Here is a 22141-nt window from a genome sequence, read left to right on the forward strand (position 1 = left end):
GCAAACCGATTGCTGACGCGAACGCGCACACTGCTGGGTCGCGCCGTATTGCAGTCTTCACATGTCGTAGACCATCAACAGGAGTTTCCCAAATGATGAATCGAGACAATCCCGTCTGGCTGATCACGGGCTGTTCCACCGGCTTCGGCCGCGAACTGGCGAAGCTGGTGCTGGAGCGCGGCTGGCGTGCGGTCGTCACCGCGCGCGACGCATCGAAAGTGAAGGACATTGCCGAGCCTCACGGCGACCGCGCACTGGTTCTGCCGCTCGACGTGACCAACGCCGCGCAGGTCGAAGCGGTGGTCGCGCAGGCGAAACAGCGCTTCGGCCGCATCGACGCGCTCGTCAATAACGCGGGTTACGGTTATCTGGCCGCGATCGAGGAAGGCGAGGACGACGAAGTCCGCGCGATGTTCGAGACCAACGTGTTCGGTCTGATCGACATCACGAAGGCGGTGCTGCCGATCATGCGCGCGCAGCGCAACGGACTGATCGTCAACGTGTCGTCGATCGGCGGCATTACGAGTTTCGCGGCGACCGGCTATTACCACGCGACCAAATACGCGGTGGAAGGCTTGTCGGAATCGCTGGCGCTGGAGGTGAATCCGCTCGGCATCGGCGTGCTGATCGTCGAACCGGGACCGTTCCGCACCAACTGGGCAGGGCCGTCGATCAAGCAGTCGGCCACCGTGATCGACGACTACGCGGGCACGGCCGGCGAGCGCCGCAAGCAGACCGAGGCACGCAGCGGCAAACAGGCGGGCGATCCGGTGCGCGCCGCGCAGGCGATCATCGACGCCGCGCTGTCGGACCAGCCGCCGTTGCGTCTGGTGCTCGGCAAGATCGCGCTCGACCTTGCGTACAAGAAGCTCGACTTCATGCGCGGCGACTTCGATACGTGGAAGGCCACGACGGAAGGCGCGGATTTTCCGGAAGGGACCGCCTGAGAACGGCGGATTGCGATGGCCCGGCATGACGCCGGGCCGTCGTTGGAGCGTGTCGTTCGGGCAGGTTTAAAACTCGACCAGCGCGAAATCTTCCTTGCCCACGTCGCACAGCGGGCAACGCCAGTCGGCCGGCACGTCCGCCCAGCGCGTCCCCGGTGCGATGCCTTCATCGGGCAGACCGGCAGCCTCGTCGTAGACCCAGCCGCAGATCACGCAGACCCACTGCTTCAAGTCATCCGCCGACGCGGCCGTGCCGGGCGCCGGATCGGCGGCGCTCGCGGCTTGCGGCGCGGGCGTTTCGTCGAGGCTCACGACCAGCGGCGCGGCCGTGCCGCCGCCGCCCGCGCCAAGCCGCGCCTGCAGGCTTTCCAGCAAGCGTTGCGCTTCGTCCTGCGTCAGGTCGATCCAGTACGGATCGCCCGCGCCGTCGTTGAGTCGCTCGGGGGAAAACTGGAGTTCTACGGCTACGCCCTTCTTGTACATGGCAATCGGAATATCGATGAGGCCGGCAACCGGTGCCGGCATAGCGCCGCACGCGCGGTGCGGCGGCGTCGCGGCGCGACTAAACGAAGTGATTCAGCAGGATGGCGGCGATGAGGCCTGCGGCGCCGATGAGGCCGAGCAATTGCAGCAAAGTGAGCGATTTACGCGATGCGGAGGAGACTTGTTGGGTAGACACGAGCGTTTCTTGAAGATCGGAAAAAGCGAAATAGTACACGGGTGTGAGCGCGGCACATGCCGATTGGCGCAAACCCGCGTGCATCGGCCGACATTATCGCCGCTCGCGCACGCTGCATTGCCTACCGTGTGGAGATGGATTAATTCCCCGGCAGCGGGGAACTTCGCCTACGAGTACACCGCCTCGCCCGCATGCTCGCCAACCGCCGCGACGATCGCGGCCAGCGCCGCCGGCTCCAGCGTCAGGCCGATATGACCGACGCCCGGCACGATCGTCACGGGCACCACCCGCCCCGCCTCGACGAACACGCCAGCGAACGCTTCGGCGCGAAACGCTTCGTCATTCGCACCGACCAGCACTTCGAGCGGCTGACGGGTCGCGCGGATATCGGCGCGGTAGTTATCGTGCGGACGAAAATTCTGCATCAGATTGAACGAGTATTGCGGCGTGAGCATGGCTGCCGCTTCGGCTGACAGTGCGTAGGCCCCTGTCGGCAGATGGTTGAAGGCGGTGATGCGCAGCTTGTTGAGGATCACCAGCGCGGCGGTCCGCGGCACTCCGACGCTCACCCACCCGCCGACCGCGGGCAGCGTGGGCGGCGCGTTGTGGTGAATGAACGGCGCGAGCAGCACATACCGATCGAACGCCAGTTGCCGCGCATCACCCGCGAAACGCAGCGCAAATCCGCCGCCGGCCGAAAAGCCCACCAACGTCCGGGGCCCGGCGGGCTGAACCGCGTCGAGAAAGTCGCTCAGATCGTCCTCGAGTTGCCCGATATAGGCGATCGTGCCTTTCGCGCCGGACTCGCCGTGGCCGCGCATGTCGGGCACATGGACGTGGTAGCCGGCTGCGGCGAGCGCTCTCGCCAACGTATGCATGCTAACGCTGCTGGCCGATGAGCCATGAATCAGCACCACGCTGCCACGCGCTCGCGGCAGACGGCTCGCATAACGCCGATAGGCGAGCGTCGCGTTATCGCGAGCGTTGAAGCGTTCGAGCGGTGGTAGATCGGAGGTGTCGACGGACTTGAACGGCTCGTTGATCGAAGCGAGCGGCGGTGGCGGCTTGGGGCCGCCCTTCACGAGCGCCACCGCGAAGATCGCGGCAACGACGGCGACAATGCTGGCGAAACCCACAAGGAACGCGACAACCGGCATGACCCCATGCAGTTCGGTACTCATCGAATGGGCCTCTCAGGCGATTAATTATGTTTGCGGGTTTCCCGCTCGATGAGTCTGCGCCTCGGGCGTGTCGTGTGCGCTGTGGGTATTGTGATGCCGCTGCCGCTCGGCTTGCCGCTCATCGTCGCCGATGATTGTAAGGTCCCGCGCGGCCTCGTGAAAACTCGAATCTCAGGTATTCGCCAGCGGGTTGCCGTGACGCGAATCCCAGAAGCGGATCACCGCCGTGTCGCCGGTGCCGGCGCCGACCACCAGATCGGGCGCGCCGCCCTCGCGCAGCAACGCGCGCAATTCGTTGATGACCGGAAACACCTCGTGATTCCAGTCGGCGCCCTGCAAGTCGTGCGCGCGCTGTTCGGCTTCGACGATTTCGCGATCTTCCTTGAAGATGCGCTCGGTGAACCACACGAGCAGCGGCCACGCGAGATTCAGCACGCCGGGAATGCCGGGCTTGCGAATCGACAGCAGGCCGAACGTGCGATTGGTGCGCTGCTCGCGATCGAGCGGCACATAGACGATCCACAGGTCCATCACCAGCGTCTGTTCAGTCGTGCGGATCTGCAGCGTCTGATACGGATACTCGGTGCGGATCGTCATCACGTCCTTGTCGTTGTTGTCGCTGGTCTTGCGGCTCTGGCCGAACACGATCGCTTCGCCGATCGGCTGCTGGCCGGCCATTCGCGCAAACGTGTAGTCGACTTCGACCCAGCCTTCGCCGCGCCGCCGCCCCAACGAACGCGCACGCATCTGCCCCATCTGCTTGCGATGCAGAAACTGATGGTTCATGTCCATCAGGTTTTCGTGCATGAACGAATAGTGGCAATTCACCGGACGGCCGAAACGGCGCGTCTTGTACTTCCCGTCCGCGACGGAACCGAGCTTGGGCAGCGGCCGTTTCTCAGCCAACTCGGCCTTGCCCGGAAACACGAAAATCAGCCCTTCGACTTCCTGGCACGGATAGGAACGCACGCCGTTGGGCAAGCGGTCGCGGCCCAGATACGGCACGTCGACGCATTTGCCGGAGCAGTCGTAGGTCCAGCCGTGGTAGCCGCAACGAATCGATTCGCCGTCGACGACCCCTTGATGCAGCGGCACCTGACGATGCGCGCAGCGGTCCTCCAGCGCGAACACCTTGCCCGACTCCGTGCGCGCGAGCACGATCGGGTCGCCGGCGAAAGTCACACCATGCGTCTTGCCACGCTTCACTTCATGCGACCATGCGAGCGGATACCAGTGGTCAGGATGAATGCCGACGCGGCGCAGATCGCGTACCGGCGCGTCGTTGGCGGCGTGGCCCGGCGCGCGCGCATGCGCGGCCGTGGCAGAGGTGGCATGAGCCGCATTCTGCGTCGCCGCGTGAGCTGGCGACCCAGCGACGGATGCACCGTCGGTGTCTTGTTCGAGCGGTGGGACAGCATGCATAGGTGAAGCCTCCGTGCACGAGCGGATAGAAGGTCGCCGCCCTGCAATGTCGAGGCCGGCGTCGTAGCCAGTCTACTCGAAGCAGCCGTCGCATGGGTCCGACGGCGGCATACCCCAGTCTGTCCTCGATGCGTTGCACTGGCGTGACCGCGCGGCCCACGAACCGGAATGCCGCGCGACCAGCGCCGTGCGTTCAGTTCTCGTCTTGCGCCACCAGCCCCGAGCGGCGCTGCACGCCCCACGAGCGCCCGCCACGCAAAAAGTGCAGCCAGCCGAGCGCCGCGCCCAGATGCCGCACGAGCTGAAACGTGAACGGTTCGGCAATCGCCGCGAGCATCGCCATCCCCAGGCTGTTGCCGCTGCGCTCGCCAGTCCATCGGCGATACAGATGAATGCTCCACAAATAGAACGCGAGGTCGATCGCCGTTTTCAGGCCGATCACGCTGAAGATCGACACGACAATCGCACCATGCCCGCCGAACAGAAAGCCGAGTAGCAACGCAAACGCGGTCAAGCCGTAGATCGGCTGCATCGTGTCGATTGCCTTGACCGGCAGCATCAGCATGCCCAGCGTGCCGTAGCGCGGATTGCCGGTCATGTCGCGGTTCCAGTACTGCGTTTGCAGGAAGCCCGCGAACCAACGGCGGCGCTGCCGCAGGAAACTGCCGAGGTTGTCCGGCGCGTCGGTGTGCGCATGCGCTTCGCCGACCACCCGCACGTCCCAGCCGAGGCCGTGATCGACCGAATAGCGGCGCAGCCGGTGAATCAGCTCGTAGTCTTCCACCAGACATTGCGGATCGAAGCCACCCACGTCGAGCAGCGCGTCGCGCCTGAACGAAGCGAACGCGCCCGAGATCAGCAACAGACTGTCCGCGCGCATCCACGCAAAACGGGCGATGAAGTTGCGCATGTACTCATAGGTCTGGAACCACTGGAACACGCGGCCTGCCGCCGACTTGCCGCACACCGGCACCAGAATGCCGGCCGCCGCGACCAGCTTCGGCTCGCTCGCGAACGCGGTGCGCATCGCGTAGGTGGCGTCGTCGTCGAGCAGCGTGTCGGCGTCGACGGTCATCACGGTGTCGGTGGTCATCACGCTGATCGCGGCGTTCAGCGCACGCGCCTTGCCGCCGTGCGGCACGCGCAGCCAGAACAGGTTCGGATGCAAGGCGCTCGGCGCGCTCAGCACGCCGTCAGCAGCGGCCGTCAGACCGAAGCGTTCGGTGAGCAGCGCGCGGGTGGCGTCGGTGGAGCCGTCGTCGGCAATCACGATCTGCGCCGGGCCGTGCGTCTGACGCAGCAACGCTGCGAGCGTCACCGGCAACACCGCCGCTTCGTTATGCGACGCGACGATCACGCCCATGCTCGGCAAGTGGCGCTGTTCGTAGTCGGCTTCGAGCGGCGGCGTGCGGCGCATCAGCGGCAGCGATTTCCACGTGACGAACGCGAGCAGCAGCGTGTCGTAGACGACATACACAATACCGGTGGACCACGCCAGCGCGCCATGCAAAAAGAACGCGCGCGCGAACAGCAGCAGCCACAGCGCGACGACGCTGAAGTGAATCAGCGTGCCGGACAGCGTCGTGGGACGCGGCACGATGCGCGGCGATGCGAGGGCGAGTGCCTGTTCCAGGGTTTTCTTCAAAGTGGCTGCCGGGTTCGTCAGATAGTGTGGTTGAGGGAGGGAAAGCCGCGTGGACAGGCTCACGGCCTCATGCGCTTCAGAACCGATTTGCGATCGATCCACTCGTGCTTGAGCGCGCCGCCGATGTGCATCGCGAGCAACGCATAGAGCGCGTAGCCGAGCCACGTATGCAACGCGCCGAAGCGGTCGTGCAAGCTTTCCTTGAGCGCGGGATCGAGGTTCATCACGTAGCCGATGCGCGGCCACGGCACCAGGTTGAACAGACGCATCGGGTGAGTCGCGGCGTCTTTCCACGCGGAGTCATGCAGCCAGCCGGACAGCGGCAACGCAATCATCAGCAAATACAGCAGAAAGTGCGCGGCGTGCGCGGCAATTTTTTCCCACGACGGAAACTCGCGCGGCAAAGGCGGCGGCTTGTGCGACACGCGCCACAAGATGCGCAGCAGCGCGAGACCGAGCACCGTGATGCCGATCGACTTGTGCGTGTCGATCGCCGGACGCACCCAGTCGTCGGGCAACGAGTCCGCGCTCAGACCGAGCACGACGTTGCCGATCATCAGCAGCGCGATCAGCCAGTGCAGCGTCATCGCCGTGCGGGTGTAGCGCGCCGGCAGCGGCGCGCCGGTCGAATCGGTCAGGGAATCGGCGTGAGTGTTCATGGTTGTTGGTCTACGAGTGCGGGGCTGCGAAAGCCGTTTGAAACTCCGTCCCCGCCGAAGCAGGTTTGGATGCGCCGCCAGTATCGAGCTAACGCCGTAGTGTGCCGTTTTATTCCGTTAGGCGCTTAAAGGTGTATTTCAGACTATTTCGGGCGGCGCTGGGCTTCTGGGCGTTCCCGACGCTTCAGCCGTGCTTGCCGATCCAACCCGCACACGGCGCGCAAACGCAACCGCTCTTTAGCCGCGCGCCGCCGGGCGCCGCGCGATCAACGCAGTGGATTCGATCCGCTCGTCGACCCAACCATCGGTTGCATGGGCATCCAGCAGTTGCCTGATGCGCATGAGGAGCTCATCGAGCCCGTCGCCGAGCCGCTCGCGTGACAGACTCGACATCGACAGCGGCCGCATGCTCAACGAATCCACGGACACACGCCGCGTTTCCACGATCGACACGCGTTCGAGCGCCGCGAACGGCGACTTCGCGAGGACCGCGTCGTGGCTTTCCCAGTCGTCCGACTTGCGCTGCATGCGCGCCGGGTCGCTCTGCGCATATTCCTCCAGCAGCGCGTGATACGGCGCGAGCCATGCAATCGGCGCATCGGTGACCTGCGCGGTCGAGAACAGGGCGACCGCGCCCTCCGGTTCGATCAGCGCATCGAGCCGCGCCAGCGTGTCGGGCCGGTCCATCCAGTGAAACGCGCGGCCGATGACAGCCAGCCGAAAGCGTCCGAGCGACGGCGACAAATCATACGAGCTCCCTTCCCGATACTCGATGTTCGGCGCAATCCCCGCGCCGAGGCCGGCCGCGACGCGCAGCATTTCGGACTCCGGGTCGAGCGCGAGACCCGAGCCGACCCACGACGACAAGGCCAGCGACAACTGCCCCGGCCCGCAGCCGAGATCGAGCAGCCGATGCGTGCCGCGCAGCTCGCAGGACTGCGCGACGCGCCGGATCAGTTGCGGCGAATACGCGGGACGGCCCGCGAGGTAATGCGCGGCGTTGCTCTTGAAGCGGTCGGGGACGAAGGGGATGGGAGCGGTCATCGGCGGTTCCGGGCGAGTGGGTAGGTGGGTCGGTCGGTGGCGGCAAGGGCATCGGACAGAGCGCGATTATCGCTGCTGGGGCGCGGCGCTTCGATCCTGGCGTCGTATGCCGGATGCACGGAGGTTTGATGCGCGTAGGGCGGCGCAGTTTCCGGCGCTCTGGCAATCCGCCCGAGGAGTCGGGAATGAAAGCGGAATCGAACCCGAATGAAAGGCGGTCGACGCGTCTTCTTTCATCGCCGCGCGCCAAGCCGGAATCACGTGGCCTCATGCCATCAAAGTCACGCCCGCCCTGCAACGCTTCACGAATCGATAGTGCGCGACGCCCCACTCATTTCCGTTCGCATAGCCGAACAACTCCGCCACCACCATGTAGAACATGCGCCACCGCTGCAACCAGACTGCTGCATGACGCCCGCCGTACGTGTCGACGAGCGCCGCATCACGTGCTCGCGCGCGGCGTCGAGCGCGGTGAGCCAGTGATTCGCGGTGCGCTCGTAATGCGTGCCGCTTACCCACCACTGCCGCTCCATGCGCAGATCGTCCTGGAAGTTCAGCAGCAGCGCTTCGGACGGCATCGTGCCGCCGGTGAAAAAATACTTCGACATCCAGTCGCTGCCGTCGTGCGTCTCGAAGTGATACGCGAGGGTGCGATGCGCGAGGATATGCACGAACAGCTTCGCGTCGTCGCGCATCTATTACGTTCGAGGCCACCGGATGGATGCACGCACAATCGGCGAATCGGCGTGCCGCGGTTCGCCGTCCGTGTTCGCAACACTTGCAGCAGATAGCGGAATCGTCGCCTCCGTGCAAACGGCCGAGGCGTCCAGCTTCGTGGGCTCGTCGCATCGGCTCGGCTTGTCGCCGTCAACTGTCGCCCAACTTGCGCGTTCGTGGATTTTCTGACCGACCGGTTGTTCCAAGAAACCTAAGCTTCGGCATCCGCCTCGGCACGGCTTTTCCGATAGCGCTATCGTGTGCGCATCGCCTCTGTTCTCATGAAGGGCCCGCTCATGCCTTCCCGCCATAGCGCAGCGTTCACCGCTCTGCTCGCCGCCGCGCTGTTCGGCGCCACCACGCCGCTCGCCAAAGCGCTGCTCGGATCGCTGTCGCCGTTCCTGCTCGCCGGACTGTTCTATCTCGGCAGCGGCAGCGGCCTTGCCGTCCTGATTCTGGCGCGGCGGTTCAAACAACGCGCCGCCGCCGAAGCGCAAACCGGTCACAACCGCTTTCCGCTGCGCGAGGCGCCGTGGCTGGCGGGCGCGATCGCGGCGGGCGGCGTCGCCGGACCCGCGCTGCTGATGCTGGGTCTACAGACGACGCCGGCCGCCACCGGCTCTCTGCTGCTGAATCTGGAGGGCGTATTCACTGCGCTGATCGCGTGGATCGTGTTTCGCGAGAACGTCGACGTCCAGGTGTTCCTCGGCATGGCCGCGATCGTCGCGGGCGGCGTGGCCTTGTCGTGGCAACCGGGCGCGGCCGGACTGCCGCCCGGCACGCTGCTGCTGGCCGGCGCGTGCGCATGCTGGGCCGTCGACAACAATCTCACCCGTAAAGTGTCGACCCACGATGCGATGTTCATTGCGTGTATCAAAGGACTGATCGCCGGTTCGGTGAACGTGGCGCTTGCGCTCGCTCTGGGCGCGCGATGGCCGCACCTGTCGAGCGTCGCACTCGCGATGCTCACGGGTTTCGCGGGCTATGGCATCAGCCTGGTGCTGTTCGTCGTCGCGCTGCGCAATCTCGGCACCGCGCGCACCGGCGCTTATTTCTCGGTCGCGCCGCTCTTCGGCGTGACGCTGTCGTGGCTGCTCTGGCCGCAATGGCCGCCGCTGCTGTTCTGGGTCGCCGCCGCGTTGATGGCGCTCGGCGTGTGGCTGCACATCCGCGAACGTCACGAGCATGCGCACACGCACGAGTCGCTGGAGCACACGCATCGTCATCGGCACGACGCGCATCATCAGCACGAGCACGATTTCGCGTGGGACGGTAAAGAGCCCCACACGCATGCGCATCGCCATGCACCAATCACGCATGCCCATGCGCATTTCCCAGATATTCACCACCGGCATACGCATTGACTTGGTGCACTGTCGCACTGCATGGGCGTTCGGCGCAGCGCAAGAAAAAAATCTCTGTGGAACCAATCGCGCGATAGACCGATTCAATTGGCATGCTCGCGGTTCGCATCCTGTAATGGACACCTGTTGTGCGTATTCCATCCGTCCAACCTGGCGCCTATCCAGAGAGATCCATGTCGCAGCCCGAGCCCGATATAAACGAAGTGGTGAGAAGCATCGCCGAAGAAACGGATACGCCGACCGAAACGGTTTCGCGGATGTATGCGGACACCTTGGCCGATTATCGGCACGACGCGCGCGTCTTCGACTATGTGCCGCTGTTCGCCGCGAAGAAAGTGCGCGATCAACTTCGCCATAGCTCGAACCGAAAACACTGATACACGGTGGCGCGCGGAGACCACCGCGTTTCTGATGATGCTTCGCTTCGGCAAGCTGATTGGCTGGCTTGCCGATTCTTGCGAACGCGTATCGATCTTTTTTCAAGCTGCGAGATCCCGATCTTCAGCGATCGAGACTGGAAATTCCTTCGCAACGTGCTTCACTTCATCCCTCGCTGATGCTGCGTGCTCATTGCAAAGAGCTAGCGCCGATGAGATGCAGGACATTCGTGAGACCTCGCCACGGCGTGACCCGGCGAGTTTTGGGCACAGGTTCATAACGAAGGTTCGGTGCAAATGGTGCGGGCCGATCGGTTAAAGTGTGGCACGTCAGCCTCACTCATCCGATCGTTGCCCTCATTCAGCAAGGAACCTCGCTCATGTCCGACTCGATTCAGATTCGCGCCGTTACCCGTGAAGACTTCGACGCATGGCTGCCGCTATGGGACGCCTACAACGCGTTCTACGGCCGCTCGGGCGAAACGGCATTGCCACGCGAGATCACGGAGGTCACGTGGGGACGTTTTTTCGACGGATACGAACCCATGCACGCGATGGTCGCCGAGCGCAACGGACAGTTGGTCGGTATCGTGCACTTCCTGTATCACCGTCACACGACGATGGCCGGGCCGATCTGCTATTTGCAGGATCTCTATACGCTCGAAACCGAGCGCGGCAAGGGCGTGGGGCGGGCGCTGATCGAAGCGGTTTATGCGCGCGCGAAAGATGATGGCGCGCAACGCGTTTATTGGCAAACGCATGAGACGAATCAGACGGCGATGAAGCTTTATGATCAGGTGGCGGATAAGTCGGGGTTTGTGGTTTATCGAAAGGCGTTGTGAGAGGGCGGTGGGGGCGCATGGACGGCCGAACAAGGCGGCCCGCCGCGCCGATCGCATTGCATGCTACCGATTCTCGCTGCTCCTCCCGAACCCGGATTGCAACTCCGCCCAGACGGCGGTGGGGGCATAGGAATCGGTATCGCCTGCAACCCCGCCAGATCCGCGAACTCGTTAGATCATCGGAGCGCAAGGCAATTAAACGAATTGAACCAGCCTTCCGGCCACTCTTCGCGCTCGTTCAACATCTGCCTGCAATCCCATCTCTTCTGTCTCTGCCCATAAGAGATATTTGATCACTTCATCAACCGACTGCCTTTGCGCAATGAGTACGCAAATCTTGGTGACATAGACGTCGTATTCCTCCTTCGCTGCACCTTCCCCCCCGATACCTATTGGATCCCAATCGCGAAGCAGAACCTCTTTGACTGCATCCTGCAAGGCATGGCTATGTCGCTGTTTTCCGCTCATTGAGTTGCCCTCTATTGGCCCCAAACCGTTACAACCCGACCGGCGGGGTTCAGCACTACAACAGCACCGGCACCTATGTACCTGGTAGTCCCATTGGATCTCTCGGTAACGCTGATTGGGTTGTTCACCGCGTCGCACATAGCGCCCGGTGAAACGCCTCGGTTGATAGCTTGATTCAAGCCATGTCGCGTAAATCCCGTGATTACCCCTGCCTCGCCAAACGGATCCGTGAACTGCACCGGATTGCCGGCGACGTAAGCATACGCATTCGTCTGCCCACTTGCCCACCCGATCGGATCCTCACTGATGAATCTTGCTGTGGCCGGACTGTAATACCGGCTCCGATAGTAGTACAACCCCGTCCCATCATTCTCCCGCCCAGTGAACTGCTGTGAGTTCGGGTCCACCGCACCCGTCTGATTAGTACCACCATAAGGCTCGTAACTGTACTGCGTCAGGCTTTGCTGATCAGCATCCGTCAACGCGACCACATTGTTATTCGCGTCACGCAGAACATATCGGTCGCGGCTTGCGTCATCGCCGATGCGTCGGTACGCCAGTTCATCCACTCCGCTTTCCGGATACGGGGAAAACACGCGAATGCGCTGCGACCAATCATCATCCGGCATCATGAGATTCAGTTCATTGTCGATCCAGCCGGTCTGCAAACGGTGAGCATTCACCGTGCTGCGGTTACGTCGGCCGAACACGTCGTAGCTGAAGCTTGCCGTCACTCCGCCGCTGACCTGACTCAGCAGATCATTCTCGTTCCAGTTGTACTGGTTCACCCCGTCGCTAGCCAGGTTGCCGTTCAAATCATACGAGAGCGTCTTACCCGCCCAGCGCGTCAATTGATTCGCCGCGTTGTACTGGGCGTCGTTCACCGCCTGCGGCAGATTTACCTTCAGGAGACTGCCACCCGCTTTCGTGCGACGACCCGCCAGGTCATAGCCATACGTCAGATCCCCCAGCACGCTGCCATCGGCTCGCTTGTACGTGATGCCCGTCAACTGACTTGCCGCGTCCCATGTATTAGTTGCTGCTATTCCGTTGGCAAATTTCGTCTGGCTAAGCCGCCCCAATGCGTCGTATGTATAGCTGAATATGCGCGGCGCTTCACCGTTGACCTGGTACTGGATCTGCGTAACCCGGCGTTCCGCGTCGCGACTGTAACTCACCGAGGCGCGATCCATGTCGATCCCAGTGAGATCACGAGTATCAGGTGCAAAGCGGTACGTCCAACGCCCCTGGAACGTCGGAAATTCGAACATGCCGTTGTACTTACCGGTCACAGGGTCGTAGTACAACGCCGTGCTAACTTGCGTCCCATCGGCTTGTATGTTCCCGCGTGTGCTCGGGCCAAAGTCAGTGATACCAATCAGTTTGCCGAGGGTCTTGTCCCAGCTGTATTGCCAGCGATGGGATTCAGGCGCACCGGCCGCAGGCTGAAATGAGATTTGACCCAAGCGCCCTGCCGCATCATAGATGTACGTCCTCACCTGACCCCTGCGGTCGGTCACCGTCCCGATCTGCCCCGCGCTGTTCCATGTGTAGGTCGATTTATGACCCAGCGGATCGGTCTTGCTCACGGGACGGCCAATCGCGTTGTACGTATAGCGCGTCGTCACGCCCTTCGGATCAGCTTGACTGAGCAGGCGACCGGCACCATCCCATTCAAGGTGAGTCACCCCGCCAGCAGCATCGGTGATGTCAGTGGTGCGGTCCAGTGCATCGACGGTGCGGCGTGTGGAATGACTGAGAGGATCCTGCACTGCCGTCACACGACCAACAGCATCCGTTGTATATGATGTTGTCCTGCTCAAAGGATCGGTGACACCAAGCAGATCCGCGGCCGCCCATGAAAATTTCGTCACGCCTTTGAGCGCATCGGTCACCGTGAGGGGGCGCCCCTGGCTATCATTCGTGAACGTCGTCCGATTACCGAGCCGGTCGGTGACAGTCAGCAGATTACCTTTTGCGTCATAGGTGTAGGCAGTGCTGACGCCGCGTTGCGGGTCGCCAGCCTGTGCTTCAGTAAGTAACTGGCTGTAGCTGTCGAAGCTACGTGTCACCAGCGTGCCGGATTGATCGGCCTCGCTGATGCGGTTGCCATTCGCGTCGTAAGCATACGTGTACTGCCGATCGGTCGAGGTGAAGTTCGTCACGCGGCCGGTGACGTCGTAGACATACGTTTGGACCTGTGCAATATCCAGCCCCGTCGGATAGGTGTTGCGCACCACGTGGCCGCTGGCATCGAATTCAAGGCGACGGATACTGCCCCGCCGGTCTGTCACTTCGGTCTTGGTGGCCTTGCCGCCCGTCACCGTGTACGCAAACGCAAACGTGCTGTTATCGGCAAGCTTCTGCGAAATGACGCGATCGTTCAGGTCTCCGCCATTCCCATAAGTATTGGTAGGCAGTATGACTTCCTGTGAGGCAGAGGCTGGCCTGCTGCAGCGGAATCAAACGCGGATTAGCATGACTGCCAGAGCCGCACGGTACGGACGTGCCGCACCCGGCGATTTCCGAGACGGAGGCCAGCGTGAAACACGATATCACTCTTTATGTGGGTCTCGATGTTCATAAGGATTCGATCACAGCCGCCTATGCGATTGGAGCGGGCGAGGTTGAATTGCTTGGCAAGAGCGGTACTACACACGCCGACGTGGAGCGTCTGTGTAAGCGACTGCAATCGAAAGCGCGATGCATCAGCGTCGTCTATGAGGCGGGCCCGTGCGGATATGGACTTTACCGTCAGCTTGTCCAGAAAGGTTTCCAGTGCATGGTGTGCGCGCCATCGCTGATTCCCAGGAAGCCGGGTGAGCGCATCAAGACTGACCGACGTGATGCCGTCAAGCTCGTTCGATCATTGCGTGCTGGCGATCTGTCGGCAGTGTACGTGCCCGGCGTCGAAGATGAAGCATTCCGGGATCTGGCACGCGCATGGGTAATTGCCAAAGACGACCTGAAGCGTGCGCGACAACGGGTGAAGGCATTTCTGCTTTCGCACGGTGTACGCTATACCGGCTGTGCTGACTGGGGACCAGCGCACCGGCGCTGGCTGAGCGCGTATAGCTTCGACAGTACGTGGCAGCAGTTTGCGTTCGAAGAACAACGTCGCGCGATCGAAGACCGGCTCGCGCAATGTGACCGGCTGGAGTCGGCGCTGCGTGAGGCCGTCGTCAACTGGCGCTTCTATCCGGTCGTGCTGGGCCTGCAGGCCATGCGCGGCGTACAGTTCACCACCGCGGTGGGTATGCTCGCCGAGCTGGGGGATCTCTCGCGCTTCGTGCACCCACGGCAGTTGATGGCATGGCTGGGGGTGACACCATCCGAGCACTCATCGGGAGGCAAGCGCCGTCAGGGCAGCATCACTAAAAGCGGCAACAGTTATGCGAGAAAGCTGCTGGTTGAAGCTGCATGGAGCTACCGGCATCCCGCACGCGTAAGCCCGGATATCCAGCGTCGTCATGAGGGCTTGCCCAAGCCAATTGTAGATCGAGCCTGGGACGCGCAGGTACGCCTTTGCCGACGCTATCGCAAACTCGTCGCGCGCGGCAAGGAGAAGAATGTCGTGGTAGTCGCAGTTGCGCGTGAGCTCAGTGGGTTCATATGGGACATCTGCCGGCTGTCGTTGTCGCTCGCCATTCCCCGTGAGACACAGATAACCTGACGTGAAGCAATACTTGCAACCATGTCCAGCGTAACCACACACGGAGGAGTTTCCTGAAGGCGACGTAGCCCGGCACACGAGTAACCCGCGACCAGGTTAGGCAACGGATCTCATCTGACTTGCGCTGGTAGGTAGCGGAAGGCTCATTGGGTGGACATCTGTAATGCGGTAACCAATCCGCGGATATCAGCTTGATCCACCGTCGAGATTTACTGCTACGTCGCCCTCAGGAAATTCAAATATCGAAAACACAAAACCGATCTGATTGACACGGGAAGTCATATCAACCTGGATATTGCCCAGCGGATCGGTAGTGGTGATTAAACGGCTCTGACTGTCCCAGCCGTATTTCCATACGCCGCCGCCGGCATCCGTGAACTGGGTAAGCCGGTCCTGACTGTCGTACTGGTATGCGACTTCGCGCTTCAGCGGATCGCTCACGCGCGATACCAGCGGCATACCATGGCTACCCGTGATCGACGTGAAACCGAACGCGCGACCATTTGGACTTGTGACAGTCGTTACAGCTCCCGTCGTACCGTTGCGCGCGATCGCGATCGCGTTGCCGTTGCGGTCCTGCACGCGAGTGAGCCGGTAGACGCCGCCGCTCATCGTGAACTGCCCGTACACGGCCGTCACGCAAGGTTAGCGTCATGCCTGAACTGCCGACCGCATCGATCCGCGCCAAGTAGTACTCTCCGGGGCTCGTCAGGTTGTCCCAGATCCTGGAACTGCCCGCGCGCGGCGTGAACGGCACACGTATGCCGGTCGCCTCGCGGAACTCGAGCCTCTTGCGGTCGACGCTCATCGCAAGAATGGTGTCGTAGGTAAAACTCATACCCACGCCAAAGGCTCCGACCAGAGGTTTGCCTGCCGCGTCGTAAGCGTCGCTACGATAGACCCGCACCAGTTCCAGGCTTCCCGCCGTGTCGGTCACGGTGAGGTCATGGTTGTACTGATAGAACTGACCGCTGTACAGGTTCACCGGATCGGCGCCTGAAGTGCTGTTGCCACAACCAGCAGTGGAATCGTCTGAGCAGTTGCTCTGCCCCGGATCGGGCATGCTGCCTTCGGGCGATGGCGGCTCGATTGTGTCGGTGCCCGATGGCCCGCTGCAATACGCCGCGATCACATCTGGATCGCCGCACACATACCCTCCGAGACCACCGAAGTCTGCGGCCGCGGCATTCAGCGGACACATCGGATCGGCCGGGTAAGCGCCCGAATTCAAATACTTGGAGTCGCAGTCGGTAGCGGCATGCACATGTGGCGCGATAAACCACAACAGCAACGCAACCAGAAACATAAAGAGGGGGCGACGAGGGGAGCGCATGCGCCGCACGGCGGCAGCGGGATAAAACATTGACATTGAGGACCCGGCAGACAACGGATGAAAGAGCGCGACTGACATGTTCAGCGCACTGCAAATTGACCGGCAAACGGAAGAGAAGGCGAGAAAGCCAATGCGCGTTATCGGCGGATTGCGGTGAGGTTCCCCGCCGCGTCGTAGTCGTAGTACGCTACGGCGCCGCCTGCCGTAACGCTCGTGAGTCGCCCTAATGCGTCATAGCCATAGGTGACTTCATCTGCATGCGCAGACATCGCGGGAATTGAAAGACAAGCCAGCGCGATCGCACCGCCGCTAACCATACCGCCCAGGAGCGCCCGAGGCCGATTGCTCCAATATTCAAAAAAATTCGTCACCGATACCTCCTGCTTAGTCTTGCTTCTTATCAACGCTTTGTAAGATATCGAAAGACGAATGCTCTTTATAGTGGATCGTTCTTATTGGTCCAGCGAATTTTCTTAAACGCTACTCCGCATCGCAAACCAACACTTTCCCAGCCCCAAAAACAAAAGGCGCACCACCCGGTGCGCCCTTCGTCCCTCCACTATCGCGGCACTCAACATCCACCGCCCACCAAACCCATCACACGCTCAAGCTTCCAACTGCTCCAGCACTTTCCCCTTGGTCTCGATACCAAGAAGATGCACCGCAATCGCCGCCAGAAACGGCACGGCCGCGAGAATATAAAACGCCACTTCCAGATTGCCGCCGATCATCGTCTTCGACACGATGGCCGGTGCGAAGATCGCCGCCACCTTGAGCCACGCGCCGCCGACGCCGCATCCCATCGCGCGGATGCTGGTCGGATACAGCTCCGGTGTATACACGTAAGCAGTAATGAAGCCACAAGCGAGGAAGCCGAGCGCAAGCGCACAGCACGTCGCCACCACATACACCGACGACCCGTGCAACACCCCCGCCATCACCAGCGAAAGCGCGCACGCCACGAACGACACGTTGATGATCGGCTTGCGTCCCACCTTGTCGACCAGCAACGCGCAAGTCAACGACCCGAGCACGCCGAGCACCGAAGCCGCCACTGCCAGATTCAGCGCGAGTTGCAGCGGCGCGTGATAAATCGTGCGATAGATCGTCGGCAACCACGTCGACAGACCGTACTGGATGAAGCCGCAGGTGATCCACAGCATCGCCACGGCCAGCGTGCGCTTCAGATACGCCGGCCCGAACAGATCCGCCATGCGGCGTTTCGGATGGCGATTGGCCATCGCGTCGAATTCAGCCGAATTGACCACCGGCGGCAGCGGACCTTTCGCGGCACGTTCGAACCGGTGCACGGCGGCATCGGCATCGGCCATCCGTTCGCGCTCGGCGAGCCAGCGCGGCGATTCCGGCACCAGACGGCGCAGCACGAAGAACAGGATCAACGGCATGCCGCCGATGAAGTACATCGCTTGCCAGCCGAAGCGCGGCACGATCCACGCACCCAGCGCATTCGACGCGAGCAGGCCGACCGGAAAAACGATTTCATATAGGAGCACGAAACGTCCACGGCCATGCGCACGGCTAATCTCGTTGATGTAAGTCGCGGCCACCGGCAATTCACCGCCGAGCCCCAGACCCTGAATCACGCGCAGCACGACGAACGCGGCGAACGTCGGCGCAAAACCGCATGCAATACTGGTGATGCCGATGATCCCCGAGCTCAACGCAATCGCCTTCACGCGGCCCTTGCGCTCCGCATACCAGGGAAACACGAACGCGCCGATCAGTTGCCCGACCGAACCGGAGCCGATCAGAAAGCCGATTTCCCACGGCGTCAGTTGCCACTTCGCGATCAGGATCGGCAGCGTGGCCGCGATCGCGATCACGTCGAAGCCGTCGAAGAACGTCGCGAGACCGATCAGTATGCGCGCGCGCACCTGCATTGCGTTCTTCGGCAACCGCTCGAGACGCGCGATGATCGAGCCCCGGGTCACGGGGCCTGAGACACCGGCGCTGCTGCGGTCCCCCATGGTGTTATCGATGGTTCTCATGCCGTGGTGCCGTCCGTAGATATGGTTAGGCAAGCGCCGTTGAGGCGTCCGTCAGGGTGGCAAGGTCGATGGTCCGGCCTTGATTCATCCACTTGCGCGAGAGTTTCAGTTCGCGCGGAGTGTTGATGGCAATCACGCCGCGAATCACACCGTCTTCCAGATGGAACAGCGTGGCGCGCTTGCCGGGCAGGTCGCCGCGTACGGCCAGATGCGCATTGCCCGGAATGTCGCCGAGGATCTGCAGGTTGACGTCATACTGATCGGACCAGAACCACGGAATGTCCGCGTACGGTTCGAACGTGCCGAGCAACGCCTTCGCCGTACTGATCGCCTGGTTCTGCGCGTTGGCCCACGATTCGAGCCGCACGCGGCGCTTGAGCCACGCGCTCGGATGATTGGCGACGTCGCCGCACGCGAAAATGCGCGGGTCGTCGGTGGCGCCGAAATGATCGACGACGATGCCGTCGTCCACCTTCACGCCGGCCGCTTCAGCGAGCGCCGTGTGCGGCGTGAGGCCGATGCCGGCGACCGCGAAATCGGCGTCGAGCGTCGAGCCGTCTGCGAACGTCGCGCGCATCCGGCTCGCGTCGTGCGGATGATCTTCGAGCTTGACGAGCGATGCGTTCAGGCGCACGTCCACACCGTTCGCCCGATGCAGGTCGAGCAGGAAGCCGGACACCATCGGCGGCAACGAGCGCGCACACAAACGCGGCGCACCTTCCACCACGGTCGCGTCGACGCCGAGCTTGCGCGCGGTGGCCGCCACTTCCAGACCGATCCAGCCGCCGCCCACCACCAGCACGCGCTTGCTTGCGCGCAGCCGCTCGCCGAGCGCGACGGCTTCATCCAGCGTGCGCAGGTAGGCGATGTGCGAGGTCTTCACGAGCGCGTCCGGCAAACGGCGCGCCGCGCCGCCGGTGGCGATCACCAGGCGGTCGTATTGCACCTCGCGGCCCGACTGGGTGCGCACGATGCGTTCCTCGCGATCAATCGAAGTCGCGTAATCCGGTTGCCACGCTTCGACGTCTAGCTCATCGAAGTCGTCGGGCTTCATGAGGCGCACGGTGTCGATATCCGCTTCGCCGGCCAGCACGGCCTTCGACAGCGGCGGACGCTCGTACGGAAGATGAACCTCGTCGGCGATCATCACGAGACGGCCGTCGAAGCCTTCCTTGCGCAGGGTCTTCACGACCCAGCCGGCCGCCTGGCCGCCGCCGATCACGACGATCGTGCGCGGCGCTTCGAGTCCGGCATGCGCGGCTTGCGCCTTTACAGTAGCAGCATCAGTCATTTTTGCGCTCCGTCATGAACTTGCCTTCCGGCGCTTTGGCGTTTTTCTGGCGCCGCGTATTGCCGTCGATGCCGCCGTCGATCGCCCATTCGGCGAACACGGTCGGGCCTGGCTCGAAATCGCGCGGCTGCCATTCGGGGGTGAGTTGGTCTTCATCGGCGTAGTACTCGATCAGGCCGCCGGCCGGATTCTGGAAGTACCAGAAGTACGCCGACGACACCGGATGACGTCCCGGCCCGAGTTGCGTATCCCAGCCGCAACGGCTGATATGCATGCCGCCGCCGAACACTTCGTGGATGTCGCGCACGGTGAACGCGACGTGATTCAGGCCGCGCTTACCGTTGGGCAGGGCCAGCAGGAAGATGTCGTGATGACCGCCGTGCGGCGCGCAGCGCATGAACGCGCCACGGCCCGGATAACGGTCCGACATTTCGAAGCCGAGCAGTTCCTGGTAGAACTTTTCCTGTTCGGCGAGCTTGTTCGTGAAGAACACGACATGCCCCACTTCGACCGGCTCGGCGCGTTCGTAGATCGGCGACGGCTGATCGACACGCAAGGTCTGGCCCCACACGTTCGACGGCGAACCGTGCACGTCGAGCGCACGCTTGCGGGTCACTTCGACGCGAATCGCCATGCCGTTCGGATCGATGCAACCAACCGCGTCATCGGTTTCGAAATGGCCCGGCTGACCGGCGAAGCGGCCGCGCAGTTCGTCGAGTTCGGCTTTCGTCGCAACGCCCCACGTCACTTCGCGCAGCGTCGGACCTTCTTCGAACGCGGGCGGCAGCGACGGGTCGTTCGCATCGACGGCGAGAATCGTGCAGCCGTTCAGCGTTTCGAAGCGCGCGTGCGTCTCGTCGTGCGCGGTCTCTTTCAGGCCCCAGTCCGCGAAAAAGCGGCGGCAGGTGGCGAGATCCGTCACGCCGTAAATAATCTGTTCAATGCCGAGAATCGTCATACGTGCCTCTTGCGTCTTCAGTGTGCCCACGCCAGCGGCGCGTCGTTCAAGCCCCAGTAGAGGCTCTTCTGTTGCATGTATTCGCGGATGCCCAGGCGGCCTTTCTCGCGTCCCATGCCGCTCTCTTTCCAGCCGCTGAACGGTGTCGAGATCGAGAACAGCTTGTAGGTGTTGATCCAGATGGTGCCGGCTTCGAGCGCACGGGCAATCCGGTACGCGCGCTTGTAGTCGCGCGTCCAGATGCCGGCGGCGAGGCCGAACACACTATTGTTCGCTTCTTTCAGCAGCGCTGCTTCGTCGTCGAACGGCATGGCCACCAGCACCGGTCCGAAGATTTCTTCCTGACAGATGCGCGCGTCGTTGGTCAGGCCTTCGAGAATCGTCGGCTGAAAGTAGGTGCCGGCTTCGCGGCCATCGCCGACCGGACGCTCGCCGCCGCACAGCAGGCGGCCGCCCTCTTCGAGACCCAGCGCGACATAGCGCTCGACGCTTTCGCGATGCGCCGCCGTGATCAGCGGTCCCATCTGCGTTTGCTCGCGCGACGGATCGCCGACGCGCAGCTTGCGCGCGCCTTCGGTCAGACGCCTCATGAACGCGTCGTAAATCGAGCGCTGCACGAACAGACGCGAGCCCGCGATGCAGGCCTCGCCCGACGAACTGAAAATACCGTACAACACGCCATTGACCGCATGATCGAGGTCGGCGTCATCGAACACGATGGTCGGTGACTTGCCGCCGAGTTCGAGCGATACCGGCATCAGCTTGTCTGCCGCGATGCGCGCGATGCCGCGGCCCACTTCAGTGCCGCCGGTGAACGACACTTTCTTCACGAGCGGATGACGCACCAGCACGTCGCCGATCACCGAGCCCTTGCCGGGCAACACGCTGATGACCCCCTTCGGCACTCCGGCTTCTTCACAGATGCGCGCGAGCGCCAGCGAAACCAGCGGCGTGACTTCAGCAGGCTTCAACACCACGGCGTTGCCGCCCGCGAGCGCCGGCGCGAGCTTCTGCGCGTCGGAAGCGATCGGCGAATTCCACGGCGTGATCGCTGCGATCACGCCAATCGGCTCGTACACGCTCATGGTCAGATAGTCGCCGCGCGACGGCGTGACTTCTTCGTCGAGCGTTTCGAGGCAGGCCGCGAAATAGCGGAACGTGTTCGCGGCGCTCGCCACCAGCACGCGCGTTTCGCCGATCGGCTTGCCGTTGTCGCGGCGCTGCAATTGCGCGAGCGCTTCGTGGCGCGCCATGATCAGATCGGCGATGCGGTACAGGATCAGCGCGCGTTGATGCGGCTTCAGACCCGACCAGTCCGCGCGGCGCCATGCGAGGTCAGCGGCTTCCACCGCTTCGCGGGCGTCGTCGGCATTGGCCGTCGAGATTTCCATGTTGACCGACTGATCCGCCGGATACAGGCTTTTGTACGGGTTGCCACGTCCTTGCCGCCATTCGCCGCCGATGAAAATATCGCCGGTGGGCACGAGGCTGGTATCGAAGTGAGTCATGTCGGTCATTCCGGTTTGCTTCAG

General features: G+C 62.6%; 20 protein-coding genes and 1 pseudogene. 5 read left to right on the forward strand and 16 right to left on the reverse strand.

Annotated features, from left to right (window positions below; all coding sequences use genetic code 11):
- Positions 1-92 precede the first annotated feature (92 nt).
- Positions 93-947: an oxidoreductase gene (locus tag FVF58_RS18770; RefSeq protein ID WP_149671366.1), complete on the forward strand. Its 855-nt coding sequence runs from the start codon at positions 93-95 to the stop codon at positions 945-947.
- Between the two features lie 66 nt (positions 948-1013).
- On the opposite strand, the gene FVF58_RS18775 is transcribed toward FVF58_RS18770, so the two are convergent.
- From FVF58_RS18775 to FVF58_RS18810, 7 genes and pseudogenes are all read right to left on the reverse strand, one after another.
- Positions 1014-1430, reverse strand: coding sequence for a rubredoxin (locus tag FVF58_RS18775; protein WP_149671425.1), 417 nt, complete (start codon positions 1428-1430; stop codon positions 1014-1016).
- A gap of 363 nt (positions 1431-1793) precedes the next feature.
- Complete coding sequence (locus FVF58_RS18785) at positions 1794-2807, reverse strand: alpha/beta hydrolase (RefSeq protein WP_149671368.1); 1014 nt, start codon at positions 2805-2807, stop codon at positions 1794-1796.
- A gap of 171 nt (positions 2808-2978) precedes the next feature.
- Positions 2979-4229 carry an aromatic ring-hydroxylating oxygenase subunit alpha gene (locus tag FVF58_RS18790; RefSeq protein WP_149671369.1) on the reverse strand — a complete coding sequence of 417 codons (1251 nt, stop codon included), beginning with the start codon at positions 4227-4229 and terminating at the stop codon, positions 2979-2981.
- A gap of 193 nt (positions 4230-4422) precedes the next feature.
- Positions 4423-5874 (reverse strand): glycosyltransferase family 2 protein, encoded by a 1452-nt coding sequence (locus FVF58_RS18795; RefSeq protein WP_149671370.1) that lies wholly within the window; start codon positions 5872-5874, stop codon positions 4423-4425.
- 59 nt (positions 5875-5933) lie between these two features.
- Positions 5934-6533, reverse strand: coding sequence for a cytochrome b (locus FVF58_RS18800; protein ID WP_149671371.1), 600 nt, complete (start codon positions 6531-6533; stop codon positions 5934-5936).
- A 237-nt stretch (positions 6534-6770) separates the two neighbouring features.
- Positions 6771-7577 carry a class I SAM-dependent methyltransferase gene (locus tag FVF58_RS18805; protein WP_149671372.1) on the reverse strand — a complete coding sequence of 269 codons (807 nt, stop codon included), beginning with the start codon at positions 7575-7577 and terminating at the stop codon, positions 6771-6773.
- Between the two features lie 267 nt (positions 7578-7844).
- Positions 7845-8272 (reverse strand): annotated as a pseudogene (locus tag FVF58_RS18810) (SAM-dependent methyltransferase); the annotation flags it as partial.
- Between the two features lie 318 nt (positions 8273-8590).
- Here FVF58_RS18810 and FVF58_RS18815 point away from each other — a divergent pair.
- From FVF58_RS18815 to FVF58_RS18825, 3 genes are all read left to right on the forward strand, one after another.
- Positions 8591-9658 (forward strand): DMT family transporter, encoded by a 1068-nt coding sequence (locus FVF58_RS18815; protein ID WP_149671373.1) that lies wholly within the window; start codon positions 8591-8593, stop codon positions 9656-9658.
- 173 nt (positions 9659-9831) lie between these two features.
- A complete protein-coding gene (locus FVF58_RS18820) occupies positions 9832-10035 on the forward strand; it encodes a DUF3562 domain-containing protein (protein WP_149671374.1) in 204 nt (67 codons plus the stop codon).
- A gap of 380 nt (positions 10036-10415) precedes the next feature.
- Entirely contained in the window at positions 10416-10877 is a 462-nt protein-coding gene (locus FVF58_RS18825) for a GNAT family N-acetyltransferase (protein ID WP_149671375.1), read from the forward strand.
- A 195-nt stretch (positions 10878-11072) separates the two neighbouring features.
- On the opposite strand, the gene FVF58_RS18830 is transcribed toward FVF58_RS18825, so the two are convergent.
- Both FVF58_RS18830 and FVF58_RS18835 read right to left on the reverse strand, forming a co-directional pair.
- The gene (locus tag FVF58_RS18830) at positions 11073-11345 is read right to left on the reverse strand and encodes a hypothetical protein (protein WP_149671376.1); all 273 of its coding nucleotides are present in this window, start codon (positions 11343-11345) and stop codon (positions 11073-11075) included.
- Positions 11346-11356: 11 nt separating this feature from the next.
- On the reverse strand, positions 11357-13669 hold the full coding sequence (locus FVF58_RS18835) for an RHS repeat-associated core domain-containing protein (protein ID WP_246217113.1): 2313 nt from the start codon (positions 13667-13669) through the stop codon (positions 11357-11359).
- A 218-nt stretch (positions 13670-13887) separates the two neighbouring features.
- On the opposite strand from FVF58_RS18835, the gene FVF58_RS18840 reads away from it, so the two are divergent.
- The gene (locus FVF58_RS18840) at positions 13888-15018 is read left to right on the forward strand and encodes an IS110 family RNA-guided transposase (protein ID WP_149671378.1); all 1131 of its coding nucleotides are present in this window, start codon (positions 13888-13890) and stop codon (positions 15016-15018) included.
- Positions 15019-15204: 186 nt separating this feature from the next.
- Here the strand turns inward: FVF58_RS18840 and FVF58_RS55195 are convergent, their stop codons facing one another.
- The 7 genes from FVF58_RS55195 to FVF58_RS18870 all read right to left on the reverse strand — a co-directional run bounded on the left by FVF58_RS55195 (position 15205) and on the right by FVF58_RS18870 (position 22117).
- Positions 15205-15600 carry an RHS repeat domain-containing protein gene (locus FVF58_RS55195; protein ID WP_484217517.1) on the reverse strand — a complete coding sequence of 132 codons (396 nt, stop codon included), beginning with the start codon at positions 15598-15600 and terminating at the stop codon, positions 15205-15207.
- The gene (locus FVF58_RS18845; RefSeq protein ID WP_246217115.1) at positions 15485-16351 is read right to left on the reverse strand and encodes a DUF6531 domain-containing protein; all 867 of its coding nucleotides are present in this window, start codon (positions 16349-16351) and stop codon (positions 15485-15487) included. The genes FVF58_RS55195 and FVF58_RS18845 overlap by 116 nt, the downstream gene beginning before the upstream one ends.
- Positions 16352-16488: 137 nt before the next feature.
- A complete protein-coding gene (locus FVF58_RS18850; RefSeq protein ID WP_246217116.1) occupies positions 16489-16722 on the reverse strand; it encodes an RHS repeat domain-containing protein in 234 nt (77 codons plus the stop codon).
- A gap of 234 nt (positions 16723-16956) precedes the next feature.
- Positions 16957-18360, reverse strand: a complete 1404-nt coding sequence (locus FVF58_RS18855; RefSeq protein WP_149671379.1) for an MFS transporter — start codon at positions 18358-18360, stop codon at positions 16957-16959.
- A 25-nt stretch (positions 18361-18385) separates the two neighbouring features.
- Positions 18386-19651: an NAD(P)/FAD-dependent oxidoreductase gene (locus tag FVF58_RS18860; RefSeq protein ID WP_149671380.1), complete on the reverse strand. Its 1266-nt coding sequence runs from the start codon at positions 19649-19651 to the stop codon at positions 18386-18388.
- Entirely contained in the window at positions 19644-20609 is a 966-nt protein-coding gene (locus tag FVF58_RS18865; RefSeq protein ID WP_149671381.1) for a VOC family protein, read from the reverse strand. The genes FVF58_RS18860 and FVF58_RS18865 overlap by 8 nt, the downstream gene beginning before the upstream one ends.
- A 17-nt stretch (positions 20610-20626) precedes the next feature.
- Complete coding sequence (locus FVF58_RS18870; RefSeq protein WP_149671427.1) at positions 20627-22117, reverse strand: aldehyde dehydrogenase; 1491 nt, start codon at positions 22115-22117, stop codon at positions 20627-20629.
- Positions 22118-22141 lie beyond the last annotated feature (24 nt).

The organism is Paraburkholderia panacisoli, from assembly GCF_008369935.1.
Lineage (GTDB): Bacteria > Pseudomonadota > Gammaproteobacteria > Burkholderiales > Burkholderiaceae > Paraburkholderia > Paraburkholderia panacisoli.